This window comes from Poriferisphaera sp. WC338 (genome assembly GCF_050931845.1).
Classification (GTDB): domain Bacteria; phylum Planctomycetota; class Phycisphaerae; order Phycisphaerales; family Phycisphaeraceae; genus Poriferisphaera.
On record NZ_CP194516.1, the window covers coordinates 3,685,909 to 3,704,068 of the forward strand.

General features: G+C 52.2%; 15 protein-coding genes. 13 read left to right on the forward strand and 2 right to left on the reverse strand.

Annotation, left to right across the window (positions count from 1 at the left end; all coding sequences use genetic code 11):
- Positions 1–94 precede the first annotated feature (94 nt).
- Positions 95–1,210, forward strand: a complete 1,116-nt coding sequence (locus tag ACQ6WK_RS15280) for a class I SAM-dependent methyltransferase (protein WP_432798254.1) — start codon at positions 95–97, stop codon at positions 1,208–1,210.
- Here the strand turns inward: ACQ6WK_RS15280 and ACQ6WK_RS15285 are convergent.
- Complete coding sequence (locus ACQ6WK_RS15285) at positions 1,207–1,356, reverse strand: hypothetical protein (protein ID WP_432798255.1); 150 nt, start codon at positions 1,354–1,356, stop codon at positions 1,207–1,209. The genes ACQ6WK_RS15280 and ACQ6WK_RS15285 overlap by 4 nt on opposite strands.
- A 526-nt stretch (positions 1,357–1,882) precedes the next feature.
- Here ACQ6WK_RS15285 and ACQ6WK_RS15290 point away from each other — a divergent pair.
- Together ACQ6WK_RS15290 and ACQ6WK_RS15295 are read left to right on the forward strand one after the other, a co-directional pair.
- A complete protein-coding gene (locus ACQ6WK_RS15290) occupies positions 1,883–2,161 on the forward strand; it encodes a flagellar biosynthesis anti-sigma factor FlgM (protein ID WP_432798256.1) in 279 nt (92 codons plus the stop codon).
- Between the two features lie 311 nt (positions 2,162–2,472).
- The gene (locus tag ACQ6WK_RS15295) at positions 2,473–4,101 is read left to right on the forward strand and encodes a phosphodiester glycosidase family protein (protein WP_432798257.1); all 1,629 of its coding nucleotides are present in this window, start codon (positions 2,473–2,475) and stop codon (positions 4,099–4,101) included.
- 63 nt (positions 4,102–4,164) lie between these two features.
- Here the strand turns inward: ACQ6WK_RS15295 and polX are convergent, their stop codons facing one another.
- Positions 4,165–5,901, reverse strand: a complete 1,737-nt coding sequence (gene polX, locus ACQ6WK_RS15300; protein WP_432798258.1) for a DNA polymerase/3'-5' exonuclease PolX — start codon at positions 5,899–5,901, stop codon at positions 4,165–4,167.
- A gap of 238 nt (positions 5,902–6,139) precedes the next feature.
- On the opposite strand from polX, the gene gcvP reads away from it, so the two are divergent.
- The 10 genes from gcvP (at position 6,140) to ACQ6WK_RS15350 (ending at position 18,129) form a co-directional block, all read left to right on the forward strand.
- A complete protein-coding gene (gene gcvP, locus ACQ6WK_RS15305) occupies positions 6,140–9,184 on the forward strand; it encodes an aminomethyl-transferring glycine dehydrogenase (protein WP_432798259.1) in 3,045 nt (1,014 codons plus the stop codon).
- A gap of 491 nt (positions 9,185–9,675) precedes the next feature.
- Positions 9,676–10,854: a M24 family metallopeptidase gene (locus tag ACQ6WK_RS15310; protein ID WP_432798260.1), complete on the forward strand. Its 1,179-nt coding sequence runs from the start codon at positions 9,676–9,678 to the stop codon at positions 10,852–10,854.
- A gap of 11 nt (positions 10,855–10,865) precedes the next feature.
- Positions 10,866–11,561 carry an RraA family protein gene (locus tag ACQ6WK_RS15315; RefSeq protein ID WP_432800411.1) on the forward strand — a complete coding sequence of 232 codons (696 nt, stop codon included), beginning with the start codon at positions 10,866–10,868 and terminating at the stop codon, positions 11,559–11,561.
- Positions 11,562–11,582: 21 nt separating this feature from the next.
- Positions 11,583–12,359: an SDR family NAD(P)-dependent oxidoreductase gene (locus ACQ6WK_RS15320; protein WP_432798261.1), complete on the forward strand. Its 777-nt coding sequence runs from the start codon at positions 11,583–11,585 to the stop codon at positions 12,357–12,359.
- 4 nt (positions 12,360–12,363) lie between these two features.
- Positions 12,364–13,434 carry a mannonate dehydratase gene (locus tag ACQ6WK_RS15325; RefSeq protein ID WP_432798262.1) on the forward strand — a complete coding sequence of 357 codons (1,071 nt, stop codon included), beginning with the start codon at positions 12,364–12,366 and terminating at the stop codon, positions 13,432–13,434.
- A 383-nt stretch (positions 13,435–13,817) separates the two neighbouring features.
- The gene (locus tag ACQ6WK_RS15330; RefSeq protein ID WP_432798263.1) at positions 13,818–14,456 is read left to right on the forward strand and encodes a phosphoribosyltransferase; all 639 of its coding nucleotides are present in this window, start codon (positions 13,818–13,820) and stop codon (positions 14,454–14,456) included.
- 114 nt (positions 14,457–14,570) lie between these two features.
- A complete protein-coding gene (locus tag ACQ6WK_RS15335; RefSeq protein ID WP_432798264.1) occupies positions 14,571–15,509 on the forward strand; it encodes a hypothetical protein in 939 nt (312 codons plus the stop codon).
- A gap of 12 nt (positions 15,510–15,521) precedes the next feature.
- Positions 15,522–16,088 (forward strand): hypothetical protein, encoded by a 567-nt coding sequence (locus ACQ6WK_RS15340; RefSeq protein ID WP_432798265.1) that lies wholly within the window; start codon positions 15,522–15,524, stop codon positions 16,086–16,088.
- Between the two features lie 91 nt (positions 16,089–16,179).
- On the forward strand, positions 16,180–17,100 hold the full coding sequence (locus ACQ6WK_RS15345) for a rhodanese-related sulfurtransferase (protein ID WP_432798266.1): 921 nt from the start codon (positions 16,180–16,182) through the stop codon (positions 17,098–17,100).
- Positions 17,101–17,220: 120 nt separating this feature from the next.
- The gene (locus tag ACQ6WK_RS15350; protein WP_432798267.1) at positions 17,221–18,129 is read left to right on the forward strand and encodes a sialate O-acetylesterase; all 909 of its coding nucleotides are present in this window, start codon (positions 17,221–17,223) and stop codon (positions 18,127–18,129) included.
- Positions 18,130–18,160 lie beyond the last annotated feature (31 nt).

Below are 18,160 nucleotides of genomic sequence, written 5' to 3' on the forward strand. Positions count from 1 at the left end.
ACCGCTTGCAATCTGTATCTTGTCATCAATGCTTCACGGCTTTGTCGCGCAAGCATCCCACCCCATTCAACCCTTAAACATCTGGAGCAAAAACATGTGTAACGCCTGCCAATCATTCAACCAACCCAACAACCCCTCTGAGCAAACCGACGCCTTCGCCGATCACCTTCTCACCGTTCTCAACAACGCCACACTTGCCCTGATGATTTCTATCGGCCACCGGACAGGTCTCTTCGATGCCATGCAAGACGCCCATTGGATTCATACCTGTGAACTTGCCGAGAAAGCAAATCTCAACAAACGTTACGTACAAGAGTGGCTCGGTGCCATGGTCACCGGCAACATCATCGAAATCAACGGACCCAACGAATCCGCACGCTATCGCCTTCCCCCACATCATGCCGAAGTACTGTGCCAATCTGGGCTCGCTATGGGCGTCGTCTTCCAATGGATCGCGGTCCTCGCCGAAGTCGAAACCAAGGTCGTCGATGCGTTTAAACACGGAGGCGGCGTGCCATACGAAGCATACCACCGGTTCCACCAAGTCATGGCTGAGGAATCCGCACTCAGCGTCGTCGCCGCACTCCACGATAATATTCTCCCCATGATCCCCGACATCAAAGATAAGCTCACCCAAGGCATTGATGTCCTCGACATCGGCTGCGGCTCCGGGAAAGCGCTCTGCGAACTCGCCTCATCATTCCCCAACAGCCACTTCACCGGCTACGATCTCTGCGAACCCGCCATCAGCGCCGCTACATGCCACGCAAAATCTCTCAATTTATCCAACGTCACATTCAAACAATACGACATCACCGACATGAATCTCGAAAACCAGTTCGACCTCATTACCGCCTTCGATGTCATCCACGATCAGCGCGATCCCGTTGCCGTACTCGCCGCCGTCAAACGCGCACTCAAACCTGAAGCAAACTTCCTCATGCAAGACCTTAAATGCCACACGAATATCAAAGACAACATCAATCACCCACTCTGCCCATTCCTCTACACCATCTCAACCATGCACTGCATGACCGTCTCACTCGCGCAAGGTGGCCTCGGTCTCGGTGCAGCATGGGGTGAGGAACTTGCCGTTCAAATGCTCAACGATGCTGGCTTCGGCAACATCAACGTCAACACCCTACCCCACGACATTCAAAACAACTGGTACACCATGCAAAAACCCGCATGCACTCTCGCCAATACTTAGTCTTCCTTCCCGTCGTGGTTCTTCATACGCATCCCCACCCATTGAACCCACGCCAACCTAAAACCCACATGTAACCGTGTGTGTTTTTTCGTGCCAACAACCAATTCAATCTCCACCCGGTCACCATATCTAAACTTCGCTGTCATCCACCGCTCTTTAGACCCCACAACACCCCCCGCGCATCACCCTCGTGCGTCCCCACATTACCAACCCACCGCATCATCCCTCAGCACCACCCCTCACAGCGGCAGATAACATCCCCCGTCAGCAATCTGACACTTACCTAAAAAAAATATTGAACGCATTTCACCTCTGTCAAATCGTACTTAAGCCTCACAAGTACCTGCACTTCCGGACGCCATTCCCAATACAGCCCCCCTAATCATTACCGGACGAACGGCGCTCACTCCACAACATAAAATCAATAACCACATATATTTAACGAGTTATTCACGGGATAACAATTATGTTCAAGTTTTCTTCCCGGTTGTGTCGATTTGATATCTGTGCCAATGGAAAAGCACACGGAGAGAAAGGTCGGCATCCCGTGGGTCGAGATGCCGGGGTCCGCAGCATTGAACCGCTGCTGGCCGGAACCGCTGAAGTCCGTTCCCGGTTCCAAACCCTGACGAGCCCAATGCTTATAGCAAACCGGCTCAGGAGTCCTTTACCATGAGTGATATTGCCCCAATCAGTCGCACCGCAGCGGCCGCGCTAGAACCACGCACATCGGTCCAACGCGCATCGGAGCAGGTCCAAGTCCCTGAAAGCCGCAAGACCGACTCGGTCGAACTATCGAATGCGGCTCGCTACCTCGCCAAAATCGCTGAACTTCCGGATATCCGTGAAGAGCTCGTAGGTCGCGTCAAAGCCGAGATTGAAGCCGGCAGTTACGACACCGACGACAAAATCGATGCTAGCTTGGAAGCACTTGCTGAAGACCTTGGCTAAGTCGATGACCTCGCCCCGGCGAAACCTCATCGCATGCCGATGCAGACAACTGAATATGAATCAATCGCCGCCAGCTACCACTGGCGGTTTTTTCATGCAATCGCAGAATTTTCCATTCTAACTTCACCGAGATTCTAGCCGCCCAACCAAACCTACCGTCTGGACTTTAATCGCAAATATGCCTCTCCTCACGCGGCAACATATCCGCTATCGCTCAATACACCCCTCCTTTATAATGGGCCCCATTGGCGATAGTGGGTACTGACGCAACCGCCACACACCAAACCACGATCATCCATTGGAGTTAACTCATGCGCAGCATACCTGCGGCCTCATCCGCACTGTTTGTGACTTACCTTTTCCTCACCGTGCTGGGTTTACTGCCGAATACTGTCCATGCCGATCAATCTGAAGGCAAATGGACACTGGAAGGCCAAACACAAACAACCCAACCTTTTATTGGTGTCACTCACCTTCAACTCATCCAAAAACTACCGCGTCCCACCGTCATCAACGTCCTTAAGATCGACCCCAAAGCTGATGGCGTTCGCTTTCTTATCACACCATCCAACGGCGACCCTAATGGTGACGAGCCCGGCGATCCCAATCACGATACCGTCCGACAAACCGTCCGCGAATATGTTCAAGAACACAAGCTACAAGGCGCGATCAACGCCGCCTTCTTTTCATTCGGTACAGGCAAAGACAACACCATCGTCATCGGTCTGGGCGTTTCCAATGGCGACAAATATGCTCCACATGAACGTGGATGGGCCGCGATCAATATCACCCAGAACGGCGATGCCGGCTTGGTTTTTCCTAAAACACCGAAAACCACAAATTTCGATACCATCCCCGAAAATGTCGAACTCTACAACGCCATCGGCGGCTCCAACGTGCTGCTCAAAGACGGTGTAATGCCTGAAACACCACACAATGGATTCAGCGATACCACCCATCCACGCACCGCGGCGGCAGTCACTGCAGAAGGTCATGTGCTGCTGGTTACGGTTGACGGACGGCAACCCGACTACTCTGAAGGCGCATCTCTGTTTGAACTAGCTGACATGTTGCGAAAACTCGGTGCAACGCAGGCGATCAATCTCGACGGCGGTGGCTCTACAACCATGGTCCTAGCTGATGGCTTTGATGACCAAGGCAAACCCGCCAAGACTGGTGTCGTGCGTGTAGTCAACGCACCGTCTGATGCAAAAGCCGACGGTAATCCAGGTAGGCTCCGAAGCAATGGCGCCTCACTTGGCTTCTATGCTAGGCCCGTCACCACCGGCAGCTACAAGCCACTCGCAGCTGCCACTCGCCCAGCTCCCCCCAAAGCACTACCCTTCCCTCAAAAGAAGATCGTGCTTGATGACTTTGAAACTGGTAACGGCCGCTTCGACACCCACCCTGCCAAGAGCGGATCTAACCGTGGGATAGACAAGGACAAGTGCGAATACAAAATCGTCAAAACCAAAACCCCCAACGGCATGCGAGCACAAGCGCTCAAGATCGTCCGTGATAAAGGTGGCAGCCGCGGCTTACTCGTGCGGCACCTTTCCAAATTCGGCCGTACCGATGCCAACGAAGTCCTAGGACGTGTGGGTACATTAGGCTACTGGCTTAGAACCACTTCCCCAAACCTCAAAGCATCGATTATCGTCGACGACACAGTCATTCCAGCCAAAAACAAATCCCGCGCCCACGAAAAAGGTATCTACCGCCCAATTAATGCTGATGGCGAATGGCATTTCTATGCATGGGATCTGCAAAAAGTGCATCACTGGTCAAGCTTCTGGAATGGCAATGGCGCCATCGAAGGCCCGAACACGACTCTCGATGCCATCCTCATCGTGAGTGATAAAGAACACAACAAAGAAGGTGAAGTGATCGAACTCTTGGTTGATGCGGTAACGTATGATCCAGCCGGCGACTTTGAGTAAGCCAATTTCATCTATACACAATATAAGTTAAAATACCGCGGCTTCGGCTGCGGTTTTTTACGATTACGGCCTGGTGGATGTAAGCCACTTGAGTAGTTTTGATGCCGAAAGGCAGTTCACGATATGCTTCGGCTCTGCCCATGCTCGCCGGGCTGTAAGAACGCCATACTGAAGCTCACTAAAGTTGTTCGGATGATGCGTATCGGTGTTGATCGCGAGTAAACAACCTGCATCAATCGCAGCCCGCGCGTGGATATCACGCAGGTCAAGCCGATGGTGATTCGCATTGATCTCCAACGCGATGCCTCGGTCCACAACAGCTTTAAAGATCTCGGGAAAATCAGGATAAAATCCTTCTCGCCTACCTACCAAACGTCCCGTCGGGTGGCCGATAATATGAACGTATGGATTCTCAATTGCCTTGAGCAGACGGGCGGTACATTTCTTGGTGTCTTGCGCAAGAGCCGCATGCGGCGAAGCTACCACAATATCCAATTCTTTCAACAGTGAATCCGGATAGTCCAACTTCCCGTCCGAAAGAATATCCACCTCCGAGCCGGCAAGGACATTGATCTTTCCCTGCATCTCATCGCGGACCGCATGCACATCTTTGATGTGCTGTTCAAGACGACGATTATCAAGTCCGTGTGCTTGTACTTGTGACTTGGAATGATCGGTCACTGCGATCGTATGGAAGCCACGATCATAAGCAAGGCCAGCTAACTCACGAATAGACATTGATCCATCGGATGCATGTGTGTGTGCATGCAGATCCGATTGAATATCTTGAACGGTCACAAGATTAGGAAGCTTGCCTGCAACTGCAGCATCAATCTCACCACGATCTTCACGCAACTCAGGCGGGATAAAGGGAAGATCCAGTTTCTTGTAGATCGCTTCTTCGGTCGTCGCTTTGAACGGTTTTTTGGTTTTGGTGTTGGTAAGCGCCCATTCGTTAAGGGAATAGCCAAGTGAAAGAGCACGCTCACGGAGGCGAACATTATGTTCTTTAGAGCCAGTGAAGTACAGGAGCGCGGGGCCGAAGGATTCGTCTGGAACAATACGGAGATCAACCTGAATACCAAGCTTGGTACGAATGGAAGTTTTGGTTTTGCCGGACACAAGAACGTCTTTAACAGGCTCAAGGGAAGTAAAATGCTTGGTAATTTTATCTGCGTGTTTTTCGTCAGCTGCAACGAGGATATCGATATCACCCACTGTTTCTTTACCACGGCGGAGTGAACCGGCATAAGTAGCCTGCTTGACTTCAGATAATACTTTGAGCTGTGAGATAAAGTAGACCGCCTTGAGATGGGCGGGAGCAATCAGATGACGCTTAGCTGCTGTTTCCGCGAAAGCGAGATTCTTTTTGAGCGTCTCGATTTTCTTCGAACCGATGCCTTTGATTTTGATTGTGTCCGGACTATCCAATGCTTTTTTAAAAGAAGCTAAATCCGTCACATCAGCCTGATGCCAGAGCAGGGATATGGTTTTCGGTCCAAGCGTCGGGATATCCAGTAACGAAATCAACCCATTTGGAATCTCCGCCAATAACTCGTCGTACTCAGCAATTTGCCCGGTTTGTGCAAATTCAAGAATTTTGTCAGCCGCACCTTTACCGATACCATCAAGTGCAAGTAACTCCTTCTTCTCAAGCTTCGCCACATCATCAGTGATGGATTCGAGCACACGAGCCGCCTTCTGGAACGCAATGATCTTAAAACGATTGGCATCCAGAATCTGGAGAATGTCCGCCATCCTAGAGAAAAGGGCCGCGATGTTATTGTTGGCTTCTGGCATAAAGTTCGACTAATCGCACATTTGGTTGATGTCATGGAGCGCTATCGCGCGTGGCCATTCTAATCCATGTACTGAAATATTTCCGCAACTAAACTCGAAAACAGCCAGAAAACATCGATCTGTATGATTCCCACAGATTGAATCTATTGGGTAAGAGTTCTACACTTTGTCAGACGATACGACAGTGCATTTGGCGGCAAGAGCGGGGTGCCAACGATATCATGGATGAGGAAGCAGTATGACGACGATGCAAGACAAAACGGAGATAACGATGTCCGAGCGCGTGAGTGAGAGTTTGAAGCCGAGCGACTTGTTCGAACAGCGGCACATGGGACACGATGCGCGCGAAATCGCAGCCATGCTGGAAGTGGTGGGATACCGAAGCATTGAAGAACTGATCGAAGCAACCGTTCCCGGCGACATCCGCTTAAAGGATGAGATGGAGCTGCGTGGCCTGCCGTCGACCCTTAGTGAAGGTGGCGTACTCAAACATCTTGCAAATATTGCAGGAAAGAACCGCGTGTTCAGAAGCATGATCGGGATGGGGTACCATGATTGCGAGACGCCGGCAGTAATCTTGCGGAATGTTTTGGAGAACGCACGATGGTATACGCCATACACACCATATCAAGCAGAGATCTCTCAAGGCCGGCTCGAAGCACTTTTAAATTTTCAGACAATGGTGAGCGATCTGACGGGAATGGAGATGGCGAACGCATCAATGCTGGACGAAGCAACGTCGGCAGCAGAAGCAATGGCAATGTGCTATGCGATTGCACGTGGCAAAAAAAGTGCGTTCTTTGTGAGTGAGAAAGCTCATCCACAAACGATTGCGGTGATGCAAACACGCGCAGTGAGCATGGGGATTGAATTGCACGTTGGGAATGTCCACGAGATTGATTGGGCAAACGGCAAGGGAAATGATCTTGCGGGTATCTTGGTGCAGTACCCGACGACAGATGGACGGGTTGAAGATTATATGGCGGTGGCTGATGCAGTACATGCAGCAGGCGGAATGCTTGTGGCAGCGGCTGACATCTTGTCGCTAGTGCTGTTGCGTTCCCCGGGTGAATTCGGCGCAGATATAGTCGTAGGCAGCACACAAAGATTTGGTGTACCGATGGGGTTCGGCGGACCGCATGCAGGCTACATGGCCACAAGTGAAAAATACGCCCGGAAAATGCCCGGCCGCATCGTCGGCGTCAGCATCGACTCGGAAGGCAACAAAGCCTACCGACTTGCAATTCAAACACGCGAGCAGCACATCAAACGTGACCGCGCAACAAGCAACATCTGTACCGCACAGGTGCTGTTGGCAGTCATCGCCGGTTTCTATGCCGTGTATCACGGGCCGGAAGGCTTGCGTAAAATCGCCAAGCGCGTGCATGGCCTGGCCGTCGTGTTGACCGAAGGGCTTAAACGTAGCGGGTATGACGTGCCGAACGATGTGTACTTTGACAACGTGAAGGTCACCGTCGGCCGCGAGGAAGTGGATCACATCTTATTCGCCGCGCGCGAACACGGCATGAACCTGCGGAAGCTAGATGATCAATCCGTGTGTATCAATCTGGATGAAACCACCACACTGGACGAAGCGTATACCTTGATCCGTGTGTTTGCAAGAAACGCAGATGTAAAAGATATTCCGCACGCCGATAGCATCGCCAAGGAAGTAACAGCCCAAATCCCCGAGCAACACACGCGTACCACAGACTTTTTAACACACGACGTGTTCAACCGCTACCACAGCGAACATGAACTGCTCCGCTACATGTCACGCCTCTTGGCGAAAGATATTTCACTCGCCAACAGCATGATTCCACTCGGGTCCTGCACGATGAAACTCAATGCCGCTGTCGAAATGATCCCCATCACGTGGGCAGAGTTCTCACAGATGCACCCGTATGCACCGAGCGAACAAACACAAGGCTACCGCGAACTGTTCCGTACACTAGAGAGTTGGCTTTGCGCAGTGACCGGTTTTGATGTGGTGAGCTTGCAACCCAACGCCGGCTCGCAGGGTGAGTATGCCGGCCTGCTGGCGATCAAGCGTTACCACGCTGGCCAGGGTGAACCACAGCGCAACATCTGCCTGATCCCCGAAAGCGCCCACGGCACCAATCCCGCTTCAAGCGTCGTGGCAGGACTCAAAGTCGTCGGCGTGAAGTGTGATGATCATGGCAACATCAATGTCGCAGACCTGCGCGAAAAGGCTGAGAAACACGCAGAAAACCTAAGCTGCCTGATGGTGACGTACCCCTCCACACACGGCGTGTACGAAACCGCCATCCGCGAAATCTGCCAGATCACGCATGACCACGGCGGGCAGGTTTACATGGACGGCGCAAACATGAACGCCCAAGTCGGCCTGTGTAACCCGGCCGCCATCGGTGCCGATGTGTGCCATCTGAACCTGCACAAAACCTTCTGCATCCCGCACGGCGGCGGCGGCCCCGGCATGGGACCCATTGCCGCACGCGCGCATCTCGGTCCCTACATGCCCGGCAACCCAATTCAAAATGACGCTCAAGCTGACTATGGCTCAATCGAGATCTGGGGCGCGATGAAAACCTCCGCCAATAACAATACATCTAACCATGCGTTAGACGGATTTACTTACCCTGTCTCGGCCGCGCTCTATGGCAGTGCGAGTATCCTCCCCATCAGCTGGATGTACATCGCACTCATGGGCGCTGACGGCCTAAAACGCGCGACCGAAATCGCCATCCTCAACGCAAACTATATTGCCAAACGACTCACCGGCCACTATGACGTACTTTACACCGGCGAAAACGGCACCGTCGCACACGAAGGCATCGTCGACTGCCGCGGCTTTCAGAAATCCGCCGGCATCAGCGTTGAAGACATCGCCAAACGCCTCATCGACTACGGCTTTCACGCACCCACGATGAGCTTTCCCGTCGCCGGCACGCTCATGATAGAACCCACCGAAAGCGAATCCAAAGACGAACTGGACCGCTTCTGCGATGCGATGATTTCGATCCGCACAGAGATTGCCGAGATCGAACGCGGCGAAGCGTCTCAAGACGACAACGTGCTGGTCAACGCGCCGCACAGCGCAACAATGATCTGCCATGACGATTGGGAACACGATTACTCCCGTAACAAGGCGGCCTACCCCGCAGCTTGGCAGAAACAGAACGGCGCCGGCACGAGCAACGTGTGGAAGTACTGGCCGCCAGTCAGTCGAATCGACAACGCTTACGGTGACAGAAACCTGATCTGTACCTGCCTCAGCGTGACTGAAGCTGAAGAAAACTAATTAGCCTTTTTTCACATCAACCGTTCATGCATGATCACCCGCTACACTGCGGGTGATTCTCTTTGCCATGCTTCACGCGCATGAATCAAACAGCGCCCTAGACGCACCGCCGGGTCCTCGTTATGATCCGGACATCTCCATCATGAATGCGATTGCGTTTGCATATGAAAACATCTCCGCAATCACAGCTTGCATGTGACTTGGCAACCCTTTGCCGACAAGATCGGGCAAGCGACCCGACATAAGATTTCAGGCACGGATGGAGCCAATGGGATTTTTCATCCCGACAATTTGGTGCGATTAAACGGTGGATCGACCCATACAGAAGCGTCAACGGACAGACTGCCATTTCGGGCATAAAACCCGAGAAAACAGCTGTCTTTGCGATCTGTTGCAATGATGAATGAAGCGTAAACACAGCTTCAATCAACATCATCATTGCCAATCCAACGAATGAACCATTCTTCATTCGAGAGGCCGTTAGTACCAACATGATCAACTTAAAAAGAAAATCTATCGTTCAGTCATATCTCCGCGATGCAGGCGTTAGCGGCTGGTTGGCTTGGCGACCTGATGAGCTGGTGATGCTGCTGGGGTATCAGCCGCACTGGGGCACATCGCTTTGTTTTTTTCCATACAAGGGCGACCCCGTTCTGTTCGTCCCAACCCTTGAACCCAAAGAAACCCTCCCGAACGATGTCGAAACCGTCCAGTATGACTGGGGACTGATGAGCTGCAGCGATCCGCTTGCTATGCTCGAAGATCTGATCCACACATATATTCGTAACAAAAATCTTGATATGTTGCCTATCAGCTATGTGCGATCATCTTCACACAGTGCGCCAGGCACCTCACCCGCAGAACACCCACCATTTGATCCGCAGGTCCAAAATTTATTTGAAGGTCTCGGCCAAAGCGTCCAGCATCTCGACGACAAATTGTTGGCGTTGTACACGATCAAAACCCCCGAGGAGATCGAGCGTATCCGTTTGGCCAATCACGTGGCTGATCATGGGCTCGCGGTGTTCTTTGACAATCTCCGGGAAGGGATCCGCGAAGCATCGCTCGCCGCCGAGATCGAGCGTGCAATTCACAGCCGCACCGGCGCACAGGGGATTAGCTATGCAAGAGCATGGGCGCACGTGCAGTCCGGCCCCAACTCCGCCAACGCCGGCCGATACAACCGATCATCTGGCCGCACACTAACCAATGGCGATATGGTGACTGTCGAACTGGCGACATGCGTGAACGGCTACTGGTCCGACCTCACGCGCACAGGCTATGTTGGCGAGCCTGATCCAGCTGCCAAGCAGCTTTGGTCAATCGTTGCCGAAGCGCAAGCCGCCGCACGCAAACAAGTGAAAGCCGGCATCCGTATGAGCGAGATCGATCAAACCGCCCGCACCATCATTGAAGACGCAGGCTACGGCAAGCTGTTCACACACGCGACCGGCCATCATACCGGATTCCGTTACCACGACCCCGGGCCGACACTCGCGCCTGGCATCAACGACATTTTAAAAGAAGGCATGATCGTCACCGTCGAGCCGGGGGTGTATGACCCCGCCGCCGCGATGGGATGCCGCATCGAAGACAACCTCTGTGTTACCGCAGGCGGCTCGGACTGCCTGTCCACCGCAGCACGAGATTTACATGGCAAACAAGTATGAGTGAGACAACCATGACAACCAAACAAGACGATGTGATCGCCCAAGGGATCGCAGATTTTAACGAAGGCAAACTGTTCACCGCTGTGATTGGCGACGTGTTGGACGCGGCGGGACTAACCCATCAATTCCTGCCGCCATACCTTCGGCCGTTGCGCGACGACATGCGCATCGCCGGCCGCGCCATGACCGTGCTCGAAGCAGACTGCTTCACACCCACCCAAGTCACCGAGCAAAAACCCTACGACTTCGGCATCATGTTCGAAGCGCTCGATGACCTGAAGCCCGGCGAGATCTACGTCTGCACAGGCTCCTCACCAAGCTACGCGCTGTGGGGCGAACTCATGAGCACACGGGCGCGCATACTCGGTGCAGCCGGCGCGATCGTCGACGGCTACTCACGTGATACCGATGGCATCCTCAACCTATCCTTCCCCACTTTCTCCAAAGGACCCTATGCACAAGACCAGCGCGTACGCGGCCGAGTCATCGATTTCCGCTGCCCCATCGAATTTGCCGGCGGCGTACGACTCAACTCCGGTGACCTGATCTTCGGCGACATCGACGGCGTGGTTGTCGTACCGCTCGATCACGCCGCGGACATCATCCAAGCCGCCACCGAAAAAGCACACGGCGAAAACCTCGTCCGCAAAGCCATTGAAAACGGCATGTCCGCCCGCGCCGCATGGGATGAATTCGGCATCATGTAATTCGTTATGGAGATTGATCCCATGATTAACTTGGATTTAAAAGGCAAGTCGGTTCTCCTCACAGGCAGCCTCGGCGCGATCTCCGAGCACATCGTCCGCCGGCTAAGCGAAGCCGGCGCGCACCTTGTCCTGACCGATATCGTCAGCCCGGACAAAGCAATCGCGTACCTGCAAGCATGGGGGCTATCACCCGAAACGTGGACCTACTTTGAGATGGACGTCACCGACACGCAGGCTGTTGATGCGGTGGTCGAACGTATTTTTGAGCAACAGCCGAACTTGGACATCGCCCTCGGTCACGCTGGCGGCTGCGGTTTGCATCCCTTCGCCGAGGCCGAACCAGATGAATACAAACGCATCTTCGACTTCAATTTTTTCGGGCAGATCAACTTCACCCGCTCGGTCTTGAAGCACTGGACGCAGCGACAAACCGCCGGCCATCTCCTTTACACCTCTTCCTATGTCGCGCAGATCCCGCATCAAGGCATCTCCGCCTATGCGCCTGCAAAAGCCGCCCTCGAAAACCTCATCAAGTGTCTCGCCCTTGAGTATGCCGAGCACAACATCCGCTTTAATGCCGTCTCGCCCGGCAACGTCGCCGCTGGCAGCTCACTAAAGGTCTACAACGAAGATGAACAATACCGCACGTTCGTCCAACGCGCCACACCCGCCAAGCGGCAAAATACCCCCGAATCCATCGCAGACGCGGTGGTCTTCATGTGCTCCCCGCTCGCACAAGAAATCAACGGCCACGTCATGAACGTGGATTTAGGCATCAAGATCCCCAAGATAGGTTAACGACATGAAATTGGGTTTAGGACTCTACCGTCATCAACTGAATACAGATCATTTCCGCTTCGCAAAGCAGATTGGCGCGACCCATGTGATCGTTCACCTGGTCGATTACTTCAATCAAGGCAATGCCGGCAATCCTAAAGGCAATCAGCCCACCGGCGATAGTTCCGGCTGGGGCGTCGCCATACCCGATGATGAACTGTGGACCGTCTCTGCGCTTCAAGACCTCAAGGCCGCCATCGAAAAAGAAGGACTGGTTCTCGAAGCAATTGAAAACTTCGACCCCGGCCACTGGGGTGATGTCCTCTTAGATGGCCCGCGCAAACAGGAACAACTGCAGCACATCAAGCGCATCATCGAATGCGTTGGGCAAGCCGGCATCCCGATCTTCGGCTACAACTTCAGCCTCGCCGGCGTGTGCAGCCGAACCACCGGCCCCTATGCCCGCGGCCAAGCCGTCTCCGTCGCCATGTCCGAAGTCGATGAAACCCCCATCCCAAAAGGCATGGTCTGGAACATGATCGTCGACCCAGACAATCTTGATGAGCCACACCCTGAAATCACGCATGACCAGCTTTGGTCCCGCCTGCAAACTTTCCTCAAGACAGTCATCCCCACCGCTGAAGCCAGTGGCGTGCGACTCGCCGCCCACCCCGATGACCCACCCGCTCCCTTCGTCAGAAAATCACCACGCCTCGTCTATCAACCACAAATGTATCAGCGGCTGCTTGATCTCGTACCAAGCTCATCCAACGCGCTGGAGTTTTGCCTCGGGTCGCTCGCCGAGATGACCGAAGGCGATTTGTATGAGATGACCCAGTCGTATGCCGAACGGAACGCGATCGCCTATATCCACTTCCGCAATGTTTCCGGGAAGGTGCCTCACTACCGCGAAACATTTGTCGACGACGGCGACATCAACATGCGACGTATCCTTCAGATCCTCAAAGCCTCCAACTTCGATGGCGTAATGATTCCGGACCATACCCCGCAGGTGACTTGTGATGCGCCCTGGCATGCTGGCATGTCCCACGCGCTGGGTTATATGAAGGGACTACTCGACAGCCTCCAGTGTTGATGTCGCGACAGGTGAACATCTTCGTAATCCAGCCCACTGAATACAAATTAAAAGACAAACACGATCACTTTTGCGCCGCCATGATTGAGAACGCTGTTCTCCGGAAACAATGCGGTAAACCTTGTGGCGTGATGGAAGTAAAATGTCGATGGTACGAACAATGCAGGGAATACTAGCCACTTGCCAACTAGATCAATAATGGCATAACAACCTCAATCTGATCTACACATATATATGCGTAGCTAAACGCAAACAAACTCACTCATCAAAGGTTACGCAGCAGTTTTACTTATTTTATGCCCGCAGAAATCTACTGTTTTTGTTGATTTACCAAATCAACTCGGATTGAATAATCAAGTGACTATGCACGCGGAGCAACGATGATGAAGATATATCGAGATCGTGCAGAAGCCGGGCGCGTCTTGACCGAAGCATTAACCGCATGTGGATGCAATACTGAAACAGTGGTACTGGGCATACCACGCGGTGGGGTGGTGCTCGCACATGAAGTTTCAAAAAAGCTTGGCAGCAAACTCGATGTAATGCTAGTGCGTAAGATCGGTATGCCGATGCAGCCGGAGCTTGCCATTGGTGCAATCGCATCAGGAAACGTACGTGTGTTCAATGAAATCCTTGTTCGTCAACTCGGCGTGAATGTCGAGGTAATGGATGAGATCATCACACGAGAGCAGCAAGAACTGCTGCGCAGGCAGCACATGTATATGGGCAACCGCCCACTGACAACACTAAAAGACAAGCAGGTTCTTCTAGTAGATGATGGTCTGGCAACTGGTGCCACAATGAAAGCCGCAATTCTTGCCGTTCGACAACTTGGTGGACGTGAAGTGATCGCATCTGCGGCGGTTGGTGCCGCAGATACCGTTCGGATGCTTGAGAAAGTGGCAGACATCATTGTGTGCCCACAGGTACCAGCGGACTTCGGTTCGGTCAGCCAATGGTATGACAACTTTGAGCAGATCCACGATCAGGAAGTGGCACGACTGCTTTCAGCCAAAAACTAACAATTAGCTTTGGATTGATGCCACAGCAAGGTATGATGTTAGCGGTGCTGTGCGGGAAGACCGGGGGCGTATTTGTTTGACCGTCAAAGTACACATACCCATTGGAGCTTTCTTATGCAACAACAGCGCCAACGCTTTGCGCTTTTAACTTTACTTATGATCATCATTCTTGGTTCGGCGGATCTTCTTGCAGCGCCAAAACAAGACCGAGATACAAAGCATGACCCACAAACGGAAACCATTCATGTTCTTTGGGTCGGTAACAGCTATTCATTTGCCGGGCCATTGCCGAACGTTGTGCAGACACTCATGACTGAAGGCAAAACCAAGTACCGCATGGAATTTGGCAAAAGCTTCATGGGCGGCAAGGGCTACAAATATCATGTTGAAGATGGCAAGGCGATGAAAAAGATCGCTGAAGGATGGAAAGATGAAGATGGCAACAGCGGCGCATGGGATTATGTAGTGCTTCAAAACAAGTCATGGGGACCCGTTAGTCAACAAGACGAGATGCGCGAGTACGGCAAGATCCTTGCCGACGCAGCGCAAGCAGTCGGCGCCGAGCCAATCTACTACTGCACTTGGGCCAAAAGACATCACCCTGAACAGGCACAAACCATTTTTGACGTGTACCAAGAGTTGGCCGACACCAATGGCGGCAAAGTTGCCCCGGCAGGCCAGGCTTGGAAATTGGTCTACGAAACAGCCGATAAGCACGGCATCGAGCTTTACCGCTTTGACCGGTCTCACCCAAGTTCATGGGGGGTATATCTCAACGCCTGTGTGTTCTACGCAACCCTTACTGGCGAAAGCCCTGTCGGGTTGAAGCTCCGAAAGGTTTCACCATGGAAAACCACCGAGCGCTATACAAAAGCACACCTAAAAAACCGTCCGGGCTTGAAGCTAACCGAAAAGGATTTGTACAACGGCGAACGTACACTTTCCAAGAAAGAAATCAACTTGCTTCAAAAGGCCGCATGGAAAGCCGTACAATCGCAACAAAAGTTATCTGAATCGGAAAAGAAGCGAGAAGCTGAGACGGTCGCACCGTAGGAGAACGAATCTGTGGCAAAGGCGAATGTTGGTGAACTCGCAGCCGAGCTGGATGAATACTTGCTTGGGTTTGAGCATGTGTTTAGTACTGTGCAATGGGGGGGGAAGCTGTACAAAGTGCCGGACAAAAAGCTTGGGCGCAAGAAGCCGAAGATGTTTGTGTTCGTCAATATCGTAACGGTTGAAGAGAAAGGTAAGCAGGTCGAAAAGCTGACTACTTTTTTCAAGATGCCGCAGGTGGAGGGGGATGCCGCGGTAAAAAAATACGGATGGATCAGATATTCAACTTTTGGTCAGTCCGGCCAGAAGGGTTGGCTGGATGCAATGATCGAGAATCGCCGATCGCTTGGGGTTCTCAAGAAATTGGTCATCCACACCTACGACGCACTGCCGAAACCCGAGACAGATTCTGCAGCTTCATCTGCCTCCTCAGATAAGACCGGCACCAAGAAAAAAACTGGGAAGCAAAGGAAAAACAAGGATTTAACGGCTGAGAGCAAGCAGACAGCGACCAAGATTGAGCGGTTGATGGATGGAGTCCAATTACATCAAGATGATGAAGCATTTGATAAGGCATAGAATGTCTAGGTCGCCACGCCAACGGACTGTGTTGCCGTAATTGATGGAAGTGGGCGTAAGAGATTGGGGTGGGATAGGAGATTAAACTGAAATGAGTGAGCGATACGTCATTGCAGCAATGTACTTGTTTGCGAAGCTGGAAGATTATGCCGCAATGCGCGAACCAATCCTACAAGTATGCCGTGCAAATGAGATCAAAGGCACACTGCTACTGGCCGAGGAAGGGATCAATGGAACCGTGGCCGGGAGCCGCGCAGGGATTGATGCACTGATCCGATACTTGAAAAGTGATGTGCGGCTGGCAGAACTGGATTGGAAAGAAAGCAATGACAATGAACAGCCGTTCGAGCGGATGAAGGTACGGCTCAAAAAAGAAATTGTCACACTCGGCGTCGAGGGCGTAAGTCCGACCAAGTGCGTCGGACAATATGTTGAGCCAGAAGATTGGAACGCGCTCATCGAACAAGAAGATGTCGTACTGGTTGATACACGCAATGATTATGAATATGAAATTGGCACCTTCCAAGGAGCAATCGATCCTGAAACTGAGAGCTTCCGCGAGTTTCCACAGTGGGTAAAGAGCAACCTTGATCCACAAAAGCACAAGAAGGTTGCAATGTTCTGCACAGGCGGCATCCGCTGCGAAAAAGCTACCGCCTATATGCTTGAGCAAGGCTTCGAAGATGTTTACCACCTCAAAGGCGGCATCCTCAAATATCTCGAAAAGATTGATGAATCACAGAGCACATGGGAAGGCGATTGCTATGTCTTTGATGGGCGCGTAAGTGTGAAACACGGCCTAAAAGTCGGCGACTATGATATGTGTCACGCATGTGGCTTGCCAATCCCGCAGGAAGAATTAGAGCACAAACATTACGAAGCGGGCGTGAGCTGTGCTAAGTGTTACAACCAAACGAGTGATGAACAAAAAACGCGCTTCCGTGAACGCGCCAAACAGATCGCACTCGCCAAGCAACACGGCAAACAACACATGTTCCAACGACAAAAGTAGACAATCATCGCACTCGGCGCATCATGACCGTGGCCTCGGTTACCGATGCGCGGTAAACTGGCTATAACCAAGACATCTCAGTGGGCGAATCAAATTGTTCTCACAATAAAGGACATGGCTATGTTCAGATTTCGCGTGCTGACAGTAATGTTGTTACTAAGCTTTCTAAGCGTGCCTCAGACCCACGCGCAAGAATCACCAAGTACAATCAAACTCGACGGCAAAGGCAAGGTGTTGGTGTTTTTGCTGGCTGGCCAGTCAAACATGGACGGTCGCGGGGTAATGGCCGATCTTGATGAGCCGACAAAGAAGCGTGTGCGTGAAAACGAGGGGATTGGCTATTGGTGGCATCTGATGCCGGGATTGCCACAATTCGAAGTACAAGGCGACGGATGGCAAACACTCACAACATATCAGGACAAATGGAATCGAGAGACATTTGGGCCGGAAATTACGTTTGGCCGCACGATCCACGAAAAATTAACGGGTAAAAACACACGCATTGCGATCATCAAACTCAGCGAAGGCGGGTCTGATCTGCACGAAGACTGGTGCCCCGAGCTCACCGAAGCGGAAACAAAAGGCACGCATCTCTATCCGTGGTTACTCCGAGAGTCTAATCAAGCAATAGGCGCACTAAATCAAATGGGATACGAAACCGAAGTAGCGGGGTTTGTATGGGTGCAAGGATGGAGCGATGCGTTTGTGGAAGAACGGGCAAAAGTCTATGAAGCGAATTTAACAAAACTATTCCACTATATCCGCAGAGATTACGGTACCGACTTACCAATCATCTACAACAAAATCCATCCAGAGATTGGATGCAAATGGACTGCAGATGTTGCTGCTGGCCAAGAAGCAGTCGCCAAAACAATATCCAACGCGGGTATGATCACAGTTGATGACCTCGCACTACTCAAGGATAAAGCACACTATAAAACAACGGCCTACCTTACCATGGGGGAACGACTTGCGGAAAAATGGTTAGAGATCAAAGCAAAACAGGCTATAAACAAAGCTGATAAATAATGTCGCACTCGCAACAAGTAAGTAAAGAAAA